This is a genomic window from Betaproteobacteria bacterium (assembly GCA_016720855.1).
Taxonomy (GTDB): Bacteria; Pseudomonadota; Gammaproteobacteria; order Burkholderiales; family Usitatibacteraceae; genus FEB-7.
In genome coordinates this window covers 281,549-299,172 of the sequence record JADKJU010000005.1, presented here as the reverse complement: position 1 = coordinate 299,172, position 17,624 = coordinate 281,549, and the positions used below count along the sequence as shown (strand labels likewise).

At 68.6% G+C, this 17,624-nt stretch carries 13 protein-coding genes and 1 pseudogene; 4 read left to right on the top strand and 10 right to left on the bottom strand.

From position 1 onward, the window contains the following. Positions 1-52: 52 nt before the first annotated feature. The 6 genes and pseudogenes from IPP91_19205 to IPP91_19180 form a co-directional block, all read right to left on the bottom strand. On the bottom strand, positions 53-790 hold the full coding sequence (locus IPP91_19205; protein MBL0144170.1) for an SDR family oxidoreductase: 738 nt from the start codon (positions 788-790) through the stop codon (positions 53-55). A gap of 16 nt (positions 791-806) precedes the next feature. After that, complete coding sequence (locus tag IPP91_19200) at positions 807-1,487, bottom strand: NAAT family transporter (protein ID MBL0144169.1); 681 nt, start codon at positions 1,485-1,487, stop codon at positions 807-809. Between the two features lie 9 nt (positions 1,488-1,496). Further along, positions 1,497-1,949: a hypothetical protein gene (locus IPP91_19195; GenBank protein MBL0144168.1), complete on the bottom strand. Its 453-nt coding sequence runs from the start codon at positions 1,947-1,949 to the stop codon at positions 1,497-1,499. Positions 1,950-1,963: 14 nt separating this feature from the next. Then, on the bottom strand, positions 1,964-3,343 hold the full coding sequence (locus IPP91_19190; GenBank protein MBL0144167.1) for an aldehyde dehydrogenase family protein: 1,380 nt from the start codon (positions 3,341-3,343) through the stop codon (positions 1,964-1,966). 106 nt (positions 3,344-3,449) lie between these two features. After that, positions 3,450-4,268, bottom strand: coding sequence for a gamma-glutamyl-gamma-aminobutyrate hydrolase family protein (locus IPP91_19185; protein ID MBL0144166.1), 819 nt, complete (start codon positions 4,266-4,268; stop codon positions 3,450-3,452). Between the two features lie 49 nt (positions 4,269-4,317). Continuing rightward, a pseudogene (locus IPP91_19180) lies at positions 4,318-5,452 on the bottom strand (iron-containing alcohol dehydrogenase). Positions 5,453-5,624: 172 nt separating this feature from the next. On the opposite strand from IPP91_19180, the gene IPP91_19175 reads away from it, so the two are divergent. Both IPP91_19175 and IPP91_19170 read left to right on the top strand, forming a co-directional pair. Further along, entirely contained in the window at positions 5,625-7,562 is a 1,938-nt protein-coding gene (locus tag IPP91_19175; protein ID MBL0144165.1) for a DUF47 family protein, read from the top strand. Beyond that, positions 7,559-9,169, top strand: a complete 1,611-nt coding sequence (locus IPP91_19170) for a pyruvate, phosphate dikinase (GenBank protein MBL0144164.1) — start codon at positions 7,559-7,561, stop codon at positions 9,167-9,169. Before IPP91_19175 ends, IPP91_19170 begins: the two co-directional genes overlap by 4 nt. A gap of 21 nt (positions 9,170-9,190) precedes the next feature. Here the strand turns inward: IPP91_19170 and IPP91_19165 are convergent, their stop codons facing one another. Continuing rightward, positions 9,191-10,570: a glutamine synthetase gene (locus tag IPP91_19165; protein ID MBL0144163.1), complete on the bottom strand. Its 1,380-nt coding sequence runs from the start codon at positions 10,568-10,570 to the stop codon at positions 9,191-9,193. 181 nt (positions 10,571-10,751) lie between these two features. Between IPP91_19165 and IPP91_19160 the strand changes: the two genes are divergently transcribed. Both IPP91_19160 and IPP91_19155 read left to right on the top strand, forming a co-directional pair. Beyond that, entirely contained in the window at positions 10,752-11,690 is a 939-nt protein-coding gene (locus IPP91_19160; protein ID MBL0144162.1) for a TAXI family TRAP transporter solute-binding subunit, read from the top strand. A gap of 21 nt (positions 11,691-11,711) precedes the next feature. Further along, positions 11,712-13,559 (top strand): TRAP transporter fused permease subunit, encoded by a 1,848-nt coding sequence (locus IPP91_19155; GenBank protein ID MBL0144161.1) that lies wholly within the window; start codon positions 11,712-11,714, stop codon positions 13,557-13,559. Between the two features lie 35 nt (positions 13,560-13,594). On the opposite strand, the gene IPP91_19150 is transcribed toward IPP91_19155, so the two are convergent. From IPP91_19150 to IPP91_19140, 3 genes are all read right to left on the bottom strand, one after another. Continuing rightward, positions 13,595-15,301: a Na/Pi cotransporter family protein gene (locus tag IPP91_19150; GenBank protein ID MBL0144160.1), complete on the bottom strand. Its 1,707-nt coding sequence runs from the start codon at positions 15,299-15,301 to the stop codon at positions 13,595-13,597. A gap of 120 nt (positions 15,302-15,421) precedes the next feature. Beyond that, positions 15,422-16,879: a phosphonoacetaldehyde dehydrogenase gene (gene phnY, locus IPP91_19145; GenBank protein ID MBL0144159.1), complete on the bottom strand. Its 1,458-nt coding sequence runs from the start codon at positions 16,877-16,879 to the stop codon at positions 15,422-15,424. Further along, positions 16,876-17,571, bottom strand: a complete 696-nt coding sequence (locus IPP91_19140) for an FCD domain-containing protein (GenBank protein MBL0144158.1) — start codon at positions 17,569-17,571, stop codon at positions 16,876-16,878. The genes phnY and IPP91_19140 overlap by 4 nt, the downstream gene beginning before the upstream one ends. Positions 17,572-17,624 lie beyond the last annotated feature (53 nt).

The window sequence follows — 17,624 nt, the reverse complement described above, 5'->3', positions numbered from 1 at the left end:
GGAAATTTAAGGGAGATCAAGAAATCGGCATCGCGCCCGGCCCGGCGCAGGGTCAGGTGAGGTGCAGCCCGCCGTCCAGGCCCAGGATTTCCCCGGTCACGAAGCCCGCGAGGGGCGAGACGAGGTAGCGCACGGCATGCGCGAACTCCTCGGGCTCGCCAAAGCGCCCGGCCGGAATCCTGGCAAGCGCCTGCCGGCGCTGCGCCTCGGAGAGGTTTTCCGTGATGGACGCGGAGCGAACGAAGGCGGGTGCGATGGCGTTCACCGTGACGCCGCGCGGCGCGCCTTCGCGGGCGAGTGCCAGGGTGAACGAGGCGACCCCGCCCGAAGCGGCCGCATCGGCCGGCCCGCGTGGGGTCGCGGCCGAGCCCTGCCCCCCCACGTTCACGATGCGCCCCCAGCCGCGCGCGGCCATTTCCGGGAGCACGGCGCGCGCCCATAGGAAGGTGCCGTCCAGGCGCGCGCCGAGGGTGCGCCGCCAGGCGGCCTCGTCGATGGCCGCGACGACAGCCTCGGAGGTGGCGCCGGCGGCATTCACCAGAATGTCCACGGGACCGAACTCGGCGCGAACGCGCTCGTGGGCTGCGCGAACGGCGAACGCATCCGTGACGTCGGCGGCCACGACGATCCGGTCGCCGCGCAGGAACCTCGACAGCGTATCGAGGCGCAGGGCATCCAGGTCCACGAGCGCCACACGGGCGCCGTCCTCGAGGAGCGCGCGCACGGCTGCAAGCCCGAGGCTCCCCGCACCCCCGGTCACCACGGCCACCTTGCCTTGAAGCTGGGTCATGGTCGCGTCTTCTTCCTCACCGCATCGCCGGACGCCAGGGCGCGAGCAGTTCCGCGATGCCATCCCAGCAGATCTGCACGCCGATGCAGAGCAGGATGAAAGCCGAGAGCCGCAGGAACACGGCCGTCCCCGACGTGCCCAGCAGCCGCACGAGGTGCGAGGCGTAGCGGTAGGCGAGCCAGATTGCCAGTGAGGCCACCCAGATGCCTGCGAGCAGTCCCAGGGAGGAGGAAAGGCGTGCAGCGCCACGCGCGGGCAGGCTTGCGCCCAGCGTGATCGCAATCGAGATCGAGCCCGGGCCCACGGTGATCGGGAAGGACAGGGGATAGAACGCGCGGCCCGCCACTTCCTCGGGGGAGGCCTCGCGGGTCGAGCCGGGCGCGTCGCCGCTCGCCTCGCCTTCGGCTGCGAGCAGACGCCATGCCGTCGCCGCCACGAGGAGCCCGCCGCCTACGCGCACCACGGCCAGGGAAATGTCGAAGAACGCGAGCACGTAGTTGCCGACATACGCGGCGGCAACGAGCAGCACGAGGCAGTTCAGCCCCACGCGCCTGGCCATGGCCCGGCGTCCCGGTTCGTCCATGGCGCGCGTGAGCGACAGGAAGATGGGCGCGTTGCCCGGCGGATTCGTGATCGGCAGCAGCGCGGCCAGCGCCACGAATGCGGTCCGGAGCAGGGCGGCGAGTTCCGTTTCCAAACGCGGGCCTCAGTACGTGCAGTCGAGGGAAACGGTGCGGTGCTCGTAGGCGGACGCGGTCTTCGCGATCGAGCCGCAGAAGTAGGTGATCTCGAGCTCCTTGCGGTCGCCCTTGGCCGGGTCGCCGCACATGTCGTTGGTCACTTCGAACGACGCGGTGCGCCGGCCATTCACCTTGCGCGCGACCCAGCGCGTGGCGTCGCAACTCCTCGCGGAGGTGCCGTAGTGGGCCGTCGAGACGGTGATGGGACCCGTCCGTGGCGGTGGCGGGACGGCCATCGGAGGAGCGGCTGCCGGCGGCGCGCCCCGGGAAGCTTCGTCGAGGCCCTTGCGATAGCCGCTCGCGAAGCCGTCGTCGTAGCCGCTCCGGTAGCCTTCGCGATAGTCGTTGGAGTTCTTGTTCTGGGCCAGGACGGCAAGCGGTGCCGCGAGCAGGATTGAGACCAGCCAGGCGATGCGCATGGAATTCTCCGGGTTCAGGGGGTCTTGAGATGCCACGCCTTGGTGCGCGTGAAGGCCTCGATGCCATGGGTGGAAAGGGTGAGCCCGATGCCGGAATGCCCGACGCCGGACCAGGGCAGGCGCGGGCTCACGCGGTCGCAGCAGTTCCAGTACACGCTTCCCGCGTGCACCTGCGCAAGGACCCGCTGCGCCCGCTTGCGGTCCCTCGTGTAGACGCCGGCAGTCAGGCCGTAGTCCGTGTCGTTCATGAGGCGAACGGCCTCGGCGTCGTCCTTGACCGGCATGAGGCCGATGATCGGGCCGAAACTCTCCTCGCGCATCACGCTCATCGAGTGATCCACGTTCACCATCACGGTGGGCTCGAACCAGTGGCCCTTCGCCTTCACGCGCCGGCCGCCGGCGAGTATCTTCGCGCCCTTGCGCTTCGCATCCGCCACCTGCTGCTCGAGCACCTTCAGCTGCGGCGCGCGGGTGAGCGGGCCGATGTACGTCGCCTCCGCCTGCGGGTCGCCCGACTTGAATCCCTTCACCTCTTTCACGAAGGCGGCGAGGAAGGCCTCGAAGACGGCCTCGTGAACGTAGATGCGCTCGACCGAGCAGCAGCTCTGGCCGGTGTTGTAGAACGCGCCATCGGCGATTCCCGCCGCGGCGGCCGCCACGTCCACGTCCTCGCAGACGTACACCGGGTCCTTGCCGCCGAGCTCGAGCTGCAGGCGGATCATGCGCCCGCGCACGGCCTGGGCGATGCGCTTGCCGGTCCCGTAGGAGCCGGTGAAGAAGACGCCGTCCACGGGCTGCTTCACGAGCGCCGCGCCGACCTCGCCCGTGCCGATGACGGGGATGAAGACGTCGTCGGGAATTCCGCTCTCGTGCAGCATCCGCGCGATGGCGAGGCCGGTGAGGGTCGCGAATTCGGACGGCTTGTAGAGAACCGCGTTGCCCGTGGCGAGCGCGGGGACGAACACGTTGGCGCCGACGTAGTACGGGTAGTTCCAGGCCGAGACATTGGCGACGACGCCGAGCGGCTCGTGGCCGATCACTTCCTGCATCGCGCCGCCCTTCGCGCCGGCCACCTTGCGGGGCCTGAGCGTGCGGGCGGTTTCCTCCAGGAAGAAATCGAGGCGGCCGATGAGGCCCTTCAGCTCGTTCCTGGACTGCGAGATGGGCTTGCCGACCTCGGTGGTGAGGATGGCGGCGAGTTCTTCGGTCTGCGCGATGACGAGGGCGCGGAACTTCGCGATTGCCGCGAGCCGCTTCTTCAGCGGCGTCCTCGCCCACGCGGGCTGCGCGGCGCGCGCGGCGGCGAATTTCGCCTTGACGCTCGCGGCGTCGTCGGCGGGGAGGGAGGCGACGGGCTTGCCGTTGGCGGGGTTGGTGATTCTCAGCGTGGGCATGGAGGCGATCGCAGCAGGTGGAACCGCGGGTGGATGCAAAGGGGATTCGCAGGCCGGACGGATTCCCCGTCGGGTGCTCCCGGGGGTTGGTCGATCGGACGCCACTTCAGGCAGCCATGACGGCAGTCACGGGCGAGGGATTGCCGGTCGTCTTGCGGCTGCGGCAGGCGGCCAGGAACGCGGCCTGCAGCGGCTTGCCGTCGAGCAGCGCCGCGTCGGACGGATCCATGAATTCGGGGTGCCATTGCACGCCCAGCACGAAGCTCGGGCCCTCCCAGCGCATGGCCTCCACGATGCCGTCGGGCTCGCTGACGGCCTCGACGACGAGGCCCCGGCCGAGGGCCTTCACCGACTGGTGGTGGATGGTGTTGACGCGCGTGATCGCGGCGCCCGGGTACACCGCGGAGAGCCAGCTTCCTTCGATGACGCGCATGGCGTGGAAGTTGTCCTCGTAGCGCTTGTCGCAGCGGTGCAGGAGCGTCTCCGGCACCTGCGTGTTGATGTCCTGGTAGAGCGTGCCCCCCAGGGCCACGTTGATGAGCTGGCAGCCGCGGCAGATGCCGAACACGGGCTTGCCCTGGCGGACCGTCTCCTCGAAGAGTTCGATCTCGTAGCGGTCGCGGACGCGGTCCCCGGACCACGCCGGATTGAGGGGCGTCTCGCCATAGGATTCCGGCGCTATGTCCGCTCCTCCCTGCAGGACCAGGCCGTCGAGCGCATCGACGTAGTCCTTCACCGTGACGTTGGCCGGCAGGTGCGGAGACGAAAGGCTCATCTCCGGCACCATGAAGGCCAGCACCTGGCCCGACATCACCCAGCTGGCGACGGATTGCTCGAGGTACTGCACCGTCTTCGTGGGCAGGAAGGTGCGCTGCGGATCCGGGTAGAGGAGCCGGGCGGAAATCCCGATTTTCAGTGGATGCATGCTTTTCTCCCTCTCCCTCCGGGAGAGGGGCGGGGTGAGGGAGGCATCACTATATCGCGCCTTCGAAGATCCGGCGAAAATCGTCGGCGGTGCACGGTTTCGGGTTGGTCTGGTGGCAGGTGTCCTTCACGGCCACCTCGACAAGCGCGGGAATGTGCGCGGCGGTGACGCCTTTCGATCCGAGCTTCGCGGGGACTCCGACTTCCTGCTTCAGCCGGCCGAGCCAGGCCACGAAGTCGCTTGCCGAGGCGCCCCGCGCCGCAGACGCGCGCGAGCTCGCCCATCTTCTGCGCGGCCGCATCGGCATTGAAGCGCATCACGTGGTCGATCATGATGCCGTTGGCGAGCCCGTGGTGCATGTCCACCACCGTGCCCAGCGCGTGGGCGCAGGAATGCACAGCGCCCAGGTCCTTCTGGAAGGCGATCGCGCCCATCATCGAGGACATCATCATGTCGGAGCGGGCCTGCAGGTTCGCCGGCTCGCGCACCGCCAGCGCGAGCGCGCGGGCAGCGATGCGGGTGCCTTCGAGCGCAATGCCGTCGCAAAGCGGGTGATAGGCGGGCGAGAGGTAGCTCTCCACATTGTGCGTGAGGGCATCCAGGCCGGTCGCCGCGGTGATGGGAGGGGGCAGCGCCAGGGTGAGTTCCGGATCCGCGAACACCGCCTTCGCCAGGAGCGCCGGCGAGAAGACGATCTTCTTCACGTGCGTCGTGTCGTGCGAGATGACCGAGGAGCGCCCCACCTCGCTTCCGGTCCCGCTGGTCGTCGGCAGTGCCACGAAGTGCGGCAGCGCGTTCACGATCGGGCGCACGTCCGGGTGGTCCCACGCGTATTCGAGGATGTCGCCCTCGTGCACGGCCATGAGCGCCACGGCCTTGGCGACGTCGAGCGCCGCGCCCCCGCCGAAGCCGATCACGCAATCGGCGCGGTGCGCCTTGAAGGCGGCGACTCCCGCGTCCACCTGCGACTTCGTCGGGTTGCCGTGCACGCCGGAATAGGTCTGCACCGCGAGCCCGGGCAGGAGCGCGCGCAACTCCGCGAGGATCGGCAGCGCGGCAAGCCCGCGGTCGGTGACGATGAGCGGGCGAGCGATGCCCTGGCTCTTGAGGTGGTCATCGACCAGGCGGCGCGCACCGGGGCCGAAATGGATGGTCGTGGGAAACGCGAAGCGGGAAAGTGCCATGGCGGAAGGGACTGGAAAGGGGGTTTGCGGGCGGGTGAAACGCCGGAATCGTCCGGCGGGTACGGCGAATGATGCACTGGAACCGCGCCGATTGGCGACCTGTTGACCTATGACATGAGGCATACACGGCGTCCCGGTAGATTCCAGTGAGGACTCCCGGAAACCCGAAGCGATGGAAAAATCGCGGATCGTCGAAGCGCTGGGTGAGGAAGGCTTGCGCCTGCCTGCGTTGCTGAACGAGGCGCTGTCGGCCAACGACCGCGCGAAGTACCTGTTTACCGTCCTGCAGGTCGCGCAGGGCCATGCGGACCATCCGGGCAGCGCCGCGCCTGAATTGCGCGCCGAGCGCGAGGCGGCGGGGCTGGCCGCGGCGGGGTTCGACGAGGTCGCGGCCTGCGCAACGCGGATCGGGGATGGCCGCTACTTCATGCCGGGCGTGGATCGCCTTTGCACGCGCCTGCTGGCCGAGGTCGATGCGATGCTCGCGCCGCTGAAGGCCTCCGGCGACGACGTGGCTGCATTCGACGAGCGCCGCCAGCGCCTGTCCGGACTGCCCTGGTGCGGCACGGACGAGCAGATCACCAGCGACCAGATCGTTGCGCTCACCTCGGGCGGACAGGACGGCACCGACAGCGTCCATCGCCTGGTGATGGACATGCACAAGGCCCTGAACGGGCTGCAGGTGCGCGTCTCGTCCGAGATCATCGACGGCGCCCATGCCTACGGGATCGCGCCGGGCGACCGGCCGCTGGTGGCGGCCTTCATGCGCGGCGTGAACCGCACGGCATCCGTCAAGTTCGACCACCCGGGCCTGGGCACCACGGCCACGCGCTCGGGCGATCGGCTGGTGCTTCAGAACGACATCGGCACGACGGATGCGCACGTCCTCGTGGTGCACGTCGAGGCCAATCGCGTCACGCTCACCTACACCGACGTGCACATGCAGCGGCTCATGTTCTTCCAGGGGCTCTTCGACGCGCGCCGTGTCCGCTGGGAGGACACGCTCTCGCGCAACGACCGGAGCATGAAGGACGGCGTGTACCACCTGTGCATCGGCACCTACACGGCCGGGAGCGCCGCGGAGATCGAGGACTACCTCGCCTTCATGGGCTCGCGGCTCGTCTTCCTCATCGACTGGAACCGCGCGAGGAAGCGCCTGCGGCTGCTGCTGCCCAGGAAGGAGGTGGCGGAGCTGCTCAAGTGGGCGGCCGACAACGACCACGGGCACATGGCTTTCCTGCGTGCCGGCGGGGAGCAGATGATCTTCGATTCGCTGGCGTTCGTCTCCCGGACGCCGTCTTCCTTCGGCGCGCGGCTGGACGACGTGCTGGGCCGCGACGCCGCCGTGAAGTTCATGCGCTACGTCATGCGCACCTGCGCGCAGGGCCTTCAGGGCGGGCGTCCCGAGGGCCTCGTGCGCGACGAGGTGCGCGCGGAGCTGGTGAGCTACTTCCGGTCGGCGCAGGAAAGCGTCCTCGACATCGCCGCCGAGCACGCCGCCTTCGCCCTCGAGATCGCGAGCGGGATCCGCGACGCGCTCCTGAATGCGGGTGCTGCGGACGCGGCCGAGGAGTTCGCGCGAAACGCCCGCCGCGCCAAGGCCTGGGAACACCGCGCCGACGAATTCGTGAACACCGCGCGCGCGCAGGCGCGCCATTCCGAGCGCGCGCAGTCCTACCGCGACCTGATCGAGGTGGCCGACGACATCGTGGATGAACTCGAGGAGGCCGCGTTCCACCTGGCGCTCATGCCCCATGACTTGCGCGGCGAGCCGCTGTACGCGGCGCTTCGCCCCCTGGCCGCCATTTCGGTCGAGAGCGTGCAGGAGTACCTCAAGGCCGTGGAGACCGCGCGCACGCTGCACCGCGGAAGCCCGCGCGAGGACACGCAGGATTTCCTGGAAGCCATCCATCGCATCATGACCCTCGAGCGGCGCAGCGACGAGGTCCACCGGGCCGCCAAGATCCTTGTCCCGGCGCAGCCGGGCGACTTTGGCAGTCTCTACGGGTTCGTCGAGTGCGCGCGTAACCTCGAGGCAGCGACGGACGCGCTGATGCACACGGCGCTGCAGCTTCGCGATGCGGTCCTTGGCGAGCTGGTGGTCCAATGACCGCCCCCGACAGCGCCTGCACGGTGTTCGGCATCGGAATCCCCCACGCCGGTGCGGTGCCGGGCAATGCAAACGCGATGGGATTCAAGGCCTGCAACCTGCAGCGGATGGCGGCGGCTGGGATGCCGGTCCCGCATGCCTTCGTGCTCGGAACGGACTGGTGCCGGCTCCACGAGCGCAATCCCGAGGAGGCCCGGGCGCCGCTTCACGCCGCGCTCGGCGAGTGGTCGCGTCGCCTGGAGCAGGCCTGCGGGCTGTCGTTCGGCGGCGAAAGAAGGCCCCTGCTCGTTTCCGTGCGCTCCGGAGCGCCGGTTTCGATGCCCGGCATGATGGACACGGTGCTCAACATCGGGCTGTGCGACCGCACCGTGCGCGGGCTCCTGCGGCTCACCGGGAACCCGCGCCTGGTTTGGGATTCCTACCGGCGCCTCGTGCAGCAGTACGCGCAGATCGTCCATGGCGCCGATAGTGCCGCCTTCGACGAGCTGGCCGCGACGGCAGTCGCCCAGGCGGGCGTGGCCGGCCCGCGCGAGCTCGATTTCGAGAGCCTCACCCGGCTCACGGCGGAGAACCTGGAGCTCTTCGCGGAGACGACGGGGGCGGCCTTCCCGCAGGATCCGCGCGAGCAGCTCGAGGCGGCCACGATCGCGGTGTTCGATTCGTGGCATTCGGCGCGCGCGCAGGAGTACCGCCGGCTGCACGGGCTCGACCATGCGATCGGCACCGCGGTCACGGTTCAGCGCATGGTGTTCGGAAACGCGGGGGGCACATCGGGCTCCGGCGTGGGCTTCACGCGCGACCCTTCCACGGGCGAGAACCGCCTCTATCTCGATTTCCTGTTCAACGCCCAGGGCGAGGATGTGGTGTCGGGGCGGCATCCCGTCAATGACACCGGTCGTCTTCCGGTGGCGCTGCCCGAGGTTGCGCAGCGGCTGGACGAATTGCGCCACACGCTGGAGGCGACCTTCGGCGATGCGCAGGAATTCGAGTTCACCGTGCAAGACGGACGCCTCTACCTGCTGCAGTCGCGCACGGCCAAGCGCACGCCGTGGGCGGCGCTGCGCATGGCGGTCGAGCAGGTGCGCGAGGGCCTTTGCACGCCTGCGCAGGCGCTCGCCCGGCTCGACGGCATCGACCTGGCGGCGATCGAGCGCCGCCGCGTCGCGGACGAAGGCGAGGCGGCCCTCGCGTTCGCGCAGCCCGCCAGCATCGGGCTCGCGGTGGGCGCCATCGCGCTCGACACGAAGGCGTGCGAGAGGCTTGCCGCCGGCGGGCCGGTCATTCTCGTGAGAAACGACACCAGTACGGAGGACATCGCCGGCATCGCGTTGGCCGCCGGCGTGCTGACCGCGCGGGGAGGGCGCACGTCCCACGCCGCGGTGGTCGCGCGGCAGATGGGCAAGGTCTGCCTGGTGGGCTGTACCACCCTGCGCATCGACGAGAAGGCGCGCGCGATCATGCTGGGCACGCGCACGCTTCGTGAAGGGGAGACGATCTGCCTCGATGCGGAGCGCGGCCGCGTGCTCGACGGGGAGCCCGAGGTGATCGTCGAGCGACCCGAGGGCCTGCTCTCGGAGGTTGCGAAATGGCGGGCGGAGTACCGCTAGGCGCGTCGCATCGCAACCGCGCTAGATGATCTCGAAGTAGCGCTTCAATTCCCAGTCGGTCACGGCGTCCAGCCACTGGCGCCATTCCCATTCGCGCGTGGCGGCGAAGTGGTCCACGAAGTCGTCGCCGAACCAGTCGCGGGCGACCTTGGAGTCGCGGAAGATGCGCGTGGTCTCGATGAGCGTGCGCGGTGCGCGCGGGATGTTCTCCGCGCCTTCGTTGGTGCCGTGGACGGGTTTCGCGGTGAGCTTCAAGCCCTTCTCCACGCCGTGCAGCCCGGCGGCGATCACCGCGGCCGTGGCGAGGTAGGGGTTCATGTCGGCGCCGGGGCAGCGCGTCTCCAGGCGCGTCGCCTTGGGGCTGCCGGAAATGACGCGGAAGCTGGCGGTGCGGTTGTCCACGCCCCAGGTCGGCTTCACCGGCGCCCAGAAGCCATCAACGAGGCGCTTGTAGGAATTCACGGTCGGCCAGTACATCGGTGCCATTTCCATGAGTGCGGCAATCTGGCCCGCGAGGTAGCTCTCGAAGAGCTTCGACATGCCGCCGTGGCGGCCCTTCGCGTCGGAGAAGAGGTTTTTCTTCCCGTCGGAAAGGCTCTGGTGCAGGTGACCGGAGCAACCCGGATACTGCTGGCTCCACTTGGCCATGAAGGACGGCATGATGCCGAAGCGCGCGCCGATCTCCTTGGCTCCCGTCTTGAAGAGGAGCGCGCGGTCCGCCGCCTCCAGCGCTTCCGAGAACATGATCGCCGCCTCGTACACGCCCGGGCCGGTTTCCGTGTGCAGGCCCTCGATGGGGATGCCGAAGGTGCCCAGGTCGTCCATGAGGGCATTGAAGTACTCGCGATTGGCGTTGGTGCGCAGCAGCGAATAGCCGAACATGCCTTGCGTGATCGGCTCCGGCCCCACGCCCTTCTTGGCGGCCCAGCTCTGCGGCGTCTCGGCGAAGTTGAAGAACTCGTACTCGGAGCCGACCATTGCGGCGAAGCCCATCTTTTCCGCACGCGCAAGCACGCGGCGTAGCACCTGGCGCGGGCAGATCGGGAGAGGAGAGCCGTCCGCCTTCACAAAGTGCCCGAGGAAGAAGGGGATGCCGCCGTCCCAGGGCACGGTGCGGTAGGTGTTGAGGTCCAGCCTCACCATCGCATCGGGAAAGCCGTGGTGCCAGCCGGTGAGCTTCGTGTTGTCGTAGCACTGGTCGCCCGAGTCCCAGCCGAACACCACGTCGCAGAAGCCGAAGCCGCCCTCGACGGCGGCGAGGAATTTGTCCTTGTGCAGGAGCTTGCCGCGCAGGATGCCGTCGATGTCCGACACGGCGACCTTCACCTTGCCGAGCGGCGACTTGCGGATGGCCTCGACGATGGCTGCGGCGTCGCGAGGCGAACCTGCGAGCTTCTTCATGGGCGGCTCCTGGCGAAAGGAGACAGTGTAGCGGTCCCCGGGATCGCTGCCGATGGCGTCCCGGGCGGAACGCGACGGGGCCGCCTGGCGCAATGCGGCCGCCCCGGACCCTGTGCGATACTCGCGCGGTCAAGTCTAGGGCCTACACGGAACGACAACCGACAATACGGAGGAGCACATCATGATCCGCAGGCTTTCCCTCGCGGTGGCTGTCGCCGCCGCATTCACCGCCGGCGCCTCGCAGGCGCAGACGATCCGCCTGATGACAGGCCCGCAGGGCGGAGTCTGGGTGCCGCTCGGCGGCCAGCTCAAGAGCATGTGGGAGAAGGCGATCCCCGGCCTCCAGGTCCAGACCAGCCCCGGCGCCGGCATCGCCAACATCCGCGGCGTGGACGAGGGCAAGGCCGACGTGGGCTTCGGCAACAGCATCACCTCGGTCGACGGCGTCCACGGGCGCCCGCCGTACCCGCAGAAGGTCACCAAGGCCTGCCAGCTCGCGAACCTCTACCCGCAGTACTTCCAGGTGGTGGCGCTCGCGGACAGCGGCGTCAAGGGCATCGCCGACCTCAAGGGGAAGTCGATCGCGGTGCAGCCGAAGGGCAACACCGCGGAGCTCATCTCGCAGCAGATCCTGCAGTCCGTCGGGCTCTCCTACCAGAGCGCAAAGGTGAGCTTCGTCAACAGCTACACGGACGCGGCGGCGCTCATGAAGGACGGCCACGCGCAGGTGTTCACGCTCGGCACGACGATTCCCGCCTCCTCGGTGATGGACGTCGCCTCGGGGCGCGACATCAGGATGGTGCCGGTGACGGACGAGATCGTCGCGGCGATGCGCAGAATGAACCCCGGCTACGTGAAGGGCGTCATCAAGGGCGGCACATACCCGAAGCAGGACCAGGACGTGCCCGCGATCGTCTATTCCGCGCACCTCGTCGTCGCCTGCAGCCTTCCCGAGCAGCAGGTGTACGCGATGGTGAAGGCCATGGCCGCCAACGTGGCCGACATGGCCGCGATCAACAAGGCCATGACCGGCCTCACCCCGAAGATGATGGCGGAGGACATCGGCGTCCCGTTCCACCCCGGCGCGGTGAAGTACTACAAGGAAGTCGGGGCGATGTAGCGCAGGAGTGCGGCCGTGTCGATGACGGCAGCGCTGCGCTGGGCCACGGGCGGCATCGCGGTCGCGATGTCGCTCTACCACATGTGGTTCGCGGCCTCCGCGCCTCCCGAGGCGATGATCTTCCGCGGCACGCACCTCCTGTTCGCGCTCGTCCTCGTCTTCCTGCTCTTCCCGGCCGGCGGAAAGCGCGGGGGCCCGCGTCGTCTCCTCGGGCTGGACCTGGCTCTGATCGCCGCCGCGGCACTGGTGGTCGGCTACCTCTTCGTCAACTACCAGTACATCGTCAATCGCATCATCTACATCGACGACCTGAGCGCCTGGGACAAGGCGATGGCGGTGCTCACGGTCATCCTGGTGCTCGATGCGACGCGGCGGGTGATCGGGTGGTCCCTGCCCCTCACCGCGCTCGTGTTCCTCGCCTACGCCGTCTTCTACTCGGGCATCAAGATGCAGGTGCTGCTCGAGCAGATGTACCTGTCCACCGACGGCATTTTCGGCTCGACGCTGGGCGTATCCGCCTCGTACGTGATCGTCTTCGTGCTCTTCGGCGCCTTCATGGAGAAGAGCGGCACGGGCAGGCTATTCATGGACTTCGCGCTCTCGCTCACCGGGCACACGGCGGGCGGGCCGGGCAAGGTCGCGATCGTGAGCTCGAGCCTGTTCGGCACCATCTCCGGCAGCGCCGTCGCGAACGTGATGGTGGACGGGCCGATCACCATCCCGCTCATGAAGAAGACCGGCTTCCGGGCGCCGTTCGCCGCGGCGGTGGAGGCGAGCGCCTCCACGGGCGGGCAGATCATGCCCCCGATCATGGGTGCCGCGGCCTTCGTCATGGCCGAATATCTCGCGGTGAGCTACTTCCAGGTCACCGTCTGGGCGTGGATCCCGGCACTGCTCTTCTACGTGGCGCTCTTCTTCGCGGTCCACTTCGAGGCGAAGCGCGTCGGCCTCGTGGGCGTGCCGCGTGCCGAGCTTCCGCGCTTCGTCGCGGTGATGAAGGAGCGCGGCCACCTCTTCATCCCCATCCTGCTGGTTCTTGCCGGCATGTCGATGTCGTACAGCGCGCCGCTTTGCGCGCTCGTCGGCACGGTCGCGACCATTCCGGTCGCCCTCATGCGCAGGAGCACACGCGAGGGCATCTCCTGGCGCACGGTCCTGGAGGCGCTAGAAGGCGGCTCCCGGGACGCGCTCTCGGTCGCGATGGCCTGCGCCTGCGCCGGTATCGTGATCGGCGTCATCTCCCTCACCGGGCTCGGCATCACCTTCACGCAGATCGTCATCGCGCTGGCGCAGAACAGCCTCATCCTCGCGCTGGTCCTCACCGCGATGGCCGGAATCGTGCTGGGCATGGGCATGCCCACGACCCCGGCCTACATCGTGATGGTGTCGCTCCTCGTGCCGGCGCTGGTCAAGCTGGGCGTGGTCACACCCGCGGCGCATATGTTCGCGCTCTACTTCGCGGTGCTTTCCGCGATCACCCCGCCGGTGGCGCTGGCCGTCTTCGCGGCGGCGGCGCTTGCGAAGGCCAACATGTGGCGCGCGGGATTCGAGTCGGTGCGCATCGCGGCCGCCGGCTTCATCGTGCCCTTCATGTTCGTCTACGAGCCGGCGCTCCTGGCCATCGGCGACTGGGGGACCATCGCGCTCGCCACCGGCACCGCCGTCCTGGGCGTCATGGCGCTGGCCGCCTCCCTCTACGGCTACCTGCTCGGGCATCTCGTCCTGTGGCAGCGATTCCTCCTCGCGGCGGCGGCGTTCCTGCTCATCAAGCCGGGCCTCGTCACCGATGCCGCCGGCCTGGGCCTGCTCGGGCTGGTGGCGGCGCTGCAATGGGGTGCGCTGCGGCGGGCTGTTCCCGACCGGGCCTGAGGAGGGTCCCGGCCCGGATAGCGCCGGCCGCGGTGTTACTTGGCCCCGCGAGCCAGGTCGGTCTTGGCGGTAAAGGCGCCCGTGGCGTCGCCGGCCGCTGTGGCGGGCCTGAGCCGACTCTTCCTCAGCTGCCCCGCCTGCTCGAGGATCGGGTAGGCGGTCGAGCAGAAGAAGGAATTGATGCGGCGCATGTCGCTGATGATGTCCAGGTGCAGCGAGCTCGTCTCGATGGACTGCACCGACTGGACCGAGAGGCGGTCGAGGTGCTGGCTCGCGTAGGAGCGCTCGAGGTCGCGGAACTTCTCCTTTTCCTCGAGGAGCATCTGCGCGCTCCTCACGTCCCCGGTGAGGAAGACCGACAGTCCCAGGCGCAGGTTCGCCACCAGCTTCGCATGCAGGTCGGCGAGTTCCTGCATCCCCGCTTCCGAGAACGAGAGCCGGTGCGCGATCTTCTTGTCCTTGATGTCGACGAGGATGCGCTCGATCACGTCGCCCACGTGCTCCAGGTTGATGGTGAGCGAGATGATCTCGGCCCAGCGCCGGCCGTCCTTTTCGTCCAGCGCCTCGCGGCTGATCTGGGTGAGGTAGAGCTTCACCGCGGTGTAGAGGCGGTCGACGTCGTCGTCGAGGCGGATCAGCTCGTCGACCCGCTTCTCGTCGTTGGTGCGCAGCACTTCCAGCATGCCGTTGAGCATCTGCTCGACGATGTCGCCGATCCTGAGCGTCTCGCGCGCGGCATTGGCAAGGGCCAGCGTCGGCGTATCGAGCGCGCCGCCGTCGAGGTGGCGGGGCTCGGCGGTGACGGTGCCGCTGCCGGCGGTTTCCGGGAGCCACTTCTCCAGCAGGCGCGCGATGGAGTCGGTGAAGAAGATGAAGCCGCCGGCCAGGATCACGTTGAACATCACGTGGAAGTGCAGCACCTGCCGGCGCGGGTCGGCGTCGAAATGCGCGATGGCCTGCAGCGCCAGCGGCAGGGCCAACGAGAACACCAGGCAGCCGACCAGCTTGAAGAGCAGGTTGCCGAAGGCGACCCGCCGCCCTCCGCCCGGCGTGCCCATCGTCGCGAAGACCGTGAGCGCGCCACTGCCCAGGTTTGCGCCCAGCACGAGGCACATCGCGACGGGCACCGAGATGACGCTCGTGGCGGCGAGCGTGGCCGAGAGCAGCACCACCGCCAGGCTCGACCACGAGAACAGGGCGAACAGCGCGCCGATCAGCATGTCGAGCATCGGGTCGCCCGTCAGGGAGTCGAACAGCACCTTCGTTCCCGCGGCCGACACGATGGGCTTCGCGGCCGCCTGGATGAGCTGCAGGGCGAGGATGATGAGACCGAGCCCTATCGACACGCGGCCGATCTGCCCGGCCTTGGTGTTCCTGCGCGTGAGGAAGAAGATCACGCCGAAGAAGATGGCGAGCGGCGAAAGCCACGAGAGATCCAGCGAAAACACCTGCGCCATGAGCGAGGTGCCCACGTCGGCGCCCAGCATGATGGCAAGAGCCGGGGCGAGCGCGATGAGTTCCTGCGAGACGAAGCCGCTGGTGATGAGCGCGGTTGCGCTCGAGGACTGCACGAGGCTGGTGACGCCGAGCCCCGCGAGGAAGGCCGAGCCGCGGCTGGAGACGCTCTTCGACAGCACGCGCCGCAGGTCGGCGCCGTAGACGCGCAGGATGCCCGTGCGCACGATGTGCGTGCCCCAGACGAGCAGGGCCACGCTGGCGAGAAGATTGAGGAGTGTCTGCACTGCGGTCGCTTGCGACTTCGTCGGGACGACTGTCCCTCGGAAAGGATCACCTCACTTTGGCGAGCTTGCGGTCGGGCTCGAGTCGCCGATTATGACACTTTGACGCCGGTCCGGAAGCATTCAGAACGCCGGGAGGCTGAATGTCTTCAGGTTCGTGAAGCTCTTCATCGCCTCCTGCACGCCTTCCTTGTAGCCCAGGCCCGAGTCCTTGATGCCGCCGAAGGGCGTGAGCTCGAGCCGGTAGCCGGGCACCTCGCGCACGTTGACCGAGCCCACGTTGAGCTCCGCGATGAAGCGCGCGATGTAGTCCAGGCGGTTGGTGAACACGCCCGAAGAGAGCCCGAAGGCCGTCGCGTTTGAAAGAGCGATCGCTTCGTCGATCGACGAGAAGCGCATCACGGGGGAGACGGGGCCGAAGGTCTCCTCGCGGACGACGGTCATTTCCGGCATGACGCGGTCGATCACGGTGGGGGAATAGAGCGCGCCGCGGCGCTCGTTGCCGGCGAGCAGCCGCGCGCCTTGCGCGATGGCCTCGTTCACGCGTGCCTCGAAGGTCCTCGCCGCCGCTTCGTCGATGACCGTACCCATATCCACGGCGGGATCGGAGGGGTCGCCGTACGTCCAGGCCTTCGTCTTCTCGACGAGGAGCTCGACGAATCGGTCGGCCACCTTCTCGTGGACGAGCATGCGTTTCACGGCGGTGCAGCGCTGTCCGCTGTTCTTGTAGGAGCCCTGCGCAGCGAGCGCGGCGGCCTCCTCGATGTCGGCGTCCTCCATGACGATGACCGGGTCGTTGCCGCCCAGTTCGAGGCACACGCGGCGGTAACCGGCCGTCCGGGCGATGTGCTTGCCGATGGCGACGCCGCCGGTGAAGGTGACCATGTCGGCGTGCTCGTTGGTGATGAGCTCGTCCGCGATCTCGCGCGGGTCGCCCGTCACGACCTGGAGCATCTCGGGCGGCAGGCCGGCCTCGTAGAGCAGGTCCGCGAGATACAGCGCCGACAGTGGCGTCTTCTCGGTGGGCTTGAGCACGATCCGGTTGTTGGTCGCCACCGACGGCGCGACCTTGTGCGCCACCTGGTTCATCGGGTGGTTGAACGGCGTGATGGCCGAGATGACGCCTATCAGCGGATCGCGTCGCGTGAAGACGCGGCGCTTCCTGCCGTGCGGCGTGAGGTCGCAGGAGAACGACTGGCCGTCGTCCCTGAGCGCTTCCATCGCGGCGAAGGTCAGCACATCGCACACGCGACCCACTTCGTAGACCGTGTCCTTCTTGCACAGGCCCGACTCGAGCGTGATCAGGTCCGAAGCCTCGTCGACCCGGGCACGAAGAAGGGCGGCGGCCCTGAGGAGGAGGCTGGAGCGCTCGTGGCGCGAGAGCGTGGCGCGGTACGCGCGCGCGATCGCGAAGGCGCGGCGCACGTCCTCGACGGAGGCCCTGGGGACGGTGCCCACGACCTCGCCGGTGTACGGGTTCCTCACCTCGATCACGCGATCGCGTGCGACGCGCTCGCCGCCGATGCGCAGGGCCTCGGCGCGGAACCTGGGGCGGCTGGGGGGCCTCACGGCGGCGTTCATGGGGTTCCTGCGTCTTTCCGGATCGGGGTCTGGAGGGTCGCGTGCAGGCGCTCGCGGCTTTCCATCGCGTGCTCGAAGAGGAGCTGGCCGGCCTTCACGCCGTCGCCTTCGGCGAGCAGGTCGACGATGCGCTGGTGCTCGCTGGTGGAGATGTCGAAGCTGCCCGCGCCGCGCGCGAGCGTCTCGCGCCGATACAGGTGCAGCTGGTTCACGAGGATGCGATAGGAGGCAAGGAGCGTCCCGTTGCCCGCGGCGAGTGCGAGGTGATCGTGGAACGCCACGTTGAGGGGGTAATAGCTGTCCACGTCCTCGGTGCGGGCGGCAAGCTCCATGCGGGTGAGCAGGCGGCGCAGCTCGGCGAGGCGCGCGGCGGTGAGCCGCGCGGCGACCAGCCGGCCGATGAGCTCGTCGAGCCCGGCGCGCACTTCGTAGATCTCGTCGGCTTCCCGCAGGGAAACCTCGCGCACGAAGACGCCGCGGTTCTTCTCCATGCGGACGAGGCCCGCCTGCTCGAGGGCGCGGAAGGCCTCGCGCACCGGACCGCGGCTCACCCGCAGCCGGTCGGCCACGTCCTCCTCGACCAACTTTGCTCCTGGCAGCACCTTGCCCGAGAGGATCTGCCTCTCGATATCGGCGTGCACACGGGCGGCGAGCGGCGGGTCTTCCGTGGGCTTGGCGGTGGATTGGGGCACGGGGCGGGGCAGGTGAAGTTGATATGGCGACAATCTACAGGGCGAGGTTCGAT

Excerpts from the sequence above, each read along its gene's own strand:
- IPP91_19155 (MBL0144161.1), top strand. The coding sequence starts at position 11,712 with ATGACGGCAGCGCTGCGCTGGGCCACGGGCGGCATCGCGGTCGCGATG.
- IPP91_19195 (MBL0144168.1), bottom strand. The coding sequence starts at position 1,949 with ATGCGCATCGCCTGGCTGGTCTCAATCCTGCTCGCGGCACCGCTTGCC.
- IPP91_19170 (MBL0144164.1), top strand. The coding sequence starts at position 7,559 with ATGACCGCCCCCGACAGCGCCTGCACGGTGTTCGGCATCGGAATCCCC.
- IPP91_19205 (MBL0144170.1), bottom strand. The coding sequence starts at position 790 with ATGACCCAGCTTCAAGGCAAGGTGGCCGTGGTGACCGGGGGTGCGGGG.
- IPP91_19160 (MBL0144162.1), top strand. The coding sequence starts at position 10,752 with ATGATCCGCAGGCTTTCCCTCGCGGTGGCTGTCGCCGCCGCATTCACC.
- IPP91_19185 (MBL0144166.1), bottom strand. The coding sequence starts at position 4,268 with ATGCATCCACTGAAAATCGGGATTTCCGCCCGGCTCCTCTACCCGGAT.
- IPP91_19175 (MBL0144165.1), top strand. The coding sequence starts at position 5,625 with ATGGAAAAATCGCGGATCGTCGAAGCGCTGGGTGAGGAAGGCTTGCGC.
- phnY (MBL0144159.1), bottom strand. The coding sequence starts at position 16,879 with ATGAACGCCGCCGTGAGGCCCCCCAGCCGCCCCAGGTTCCGCGCCGAG.
- IPP91_19165 (MBL0144163.1), bottom strand. The coding sequence starts at position 10,570 with ATGAAGAAGCTCGCAGGTTCGCCTCGCGACGCCGCAGCCATCGTCGAG.
- IPP91_19190 (MBL0144167.1), bottom strand. The coding sequence starts at position 3,343 with ATGCCCACGCTGAGAATCACCAACCCCGCCAACGGCAAGCCCGTCGCC.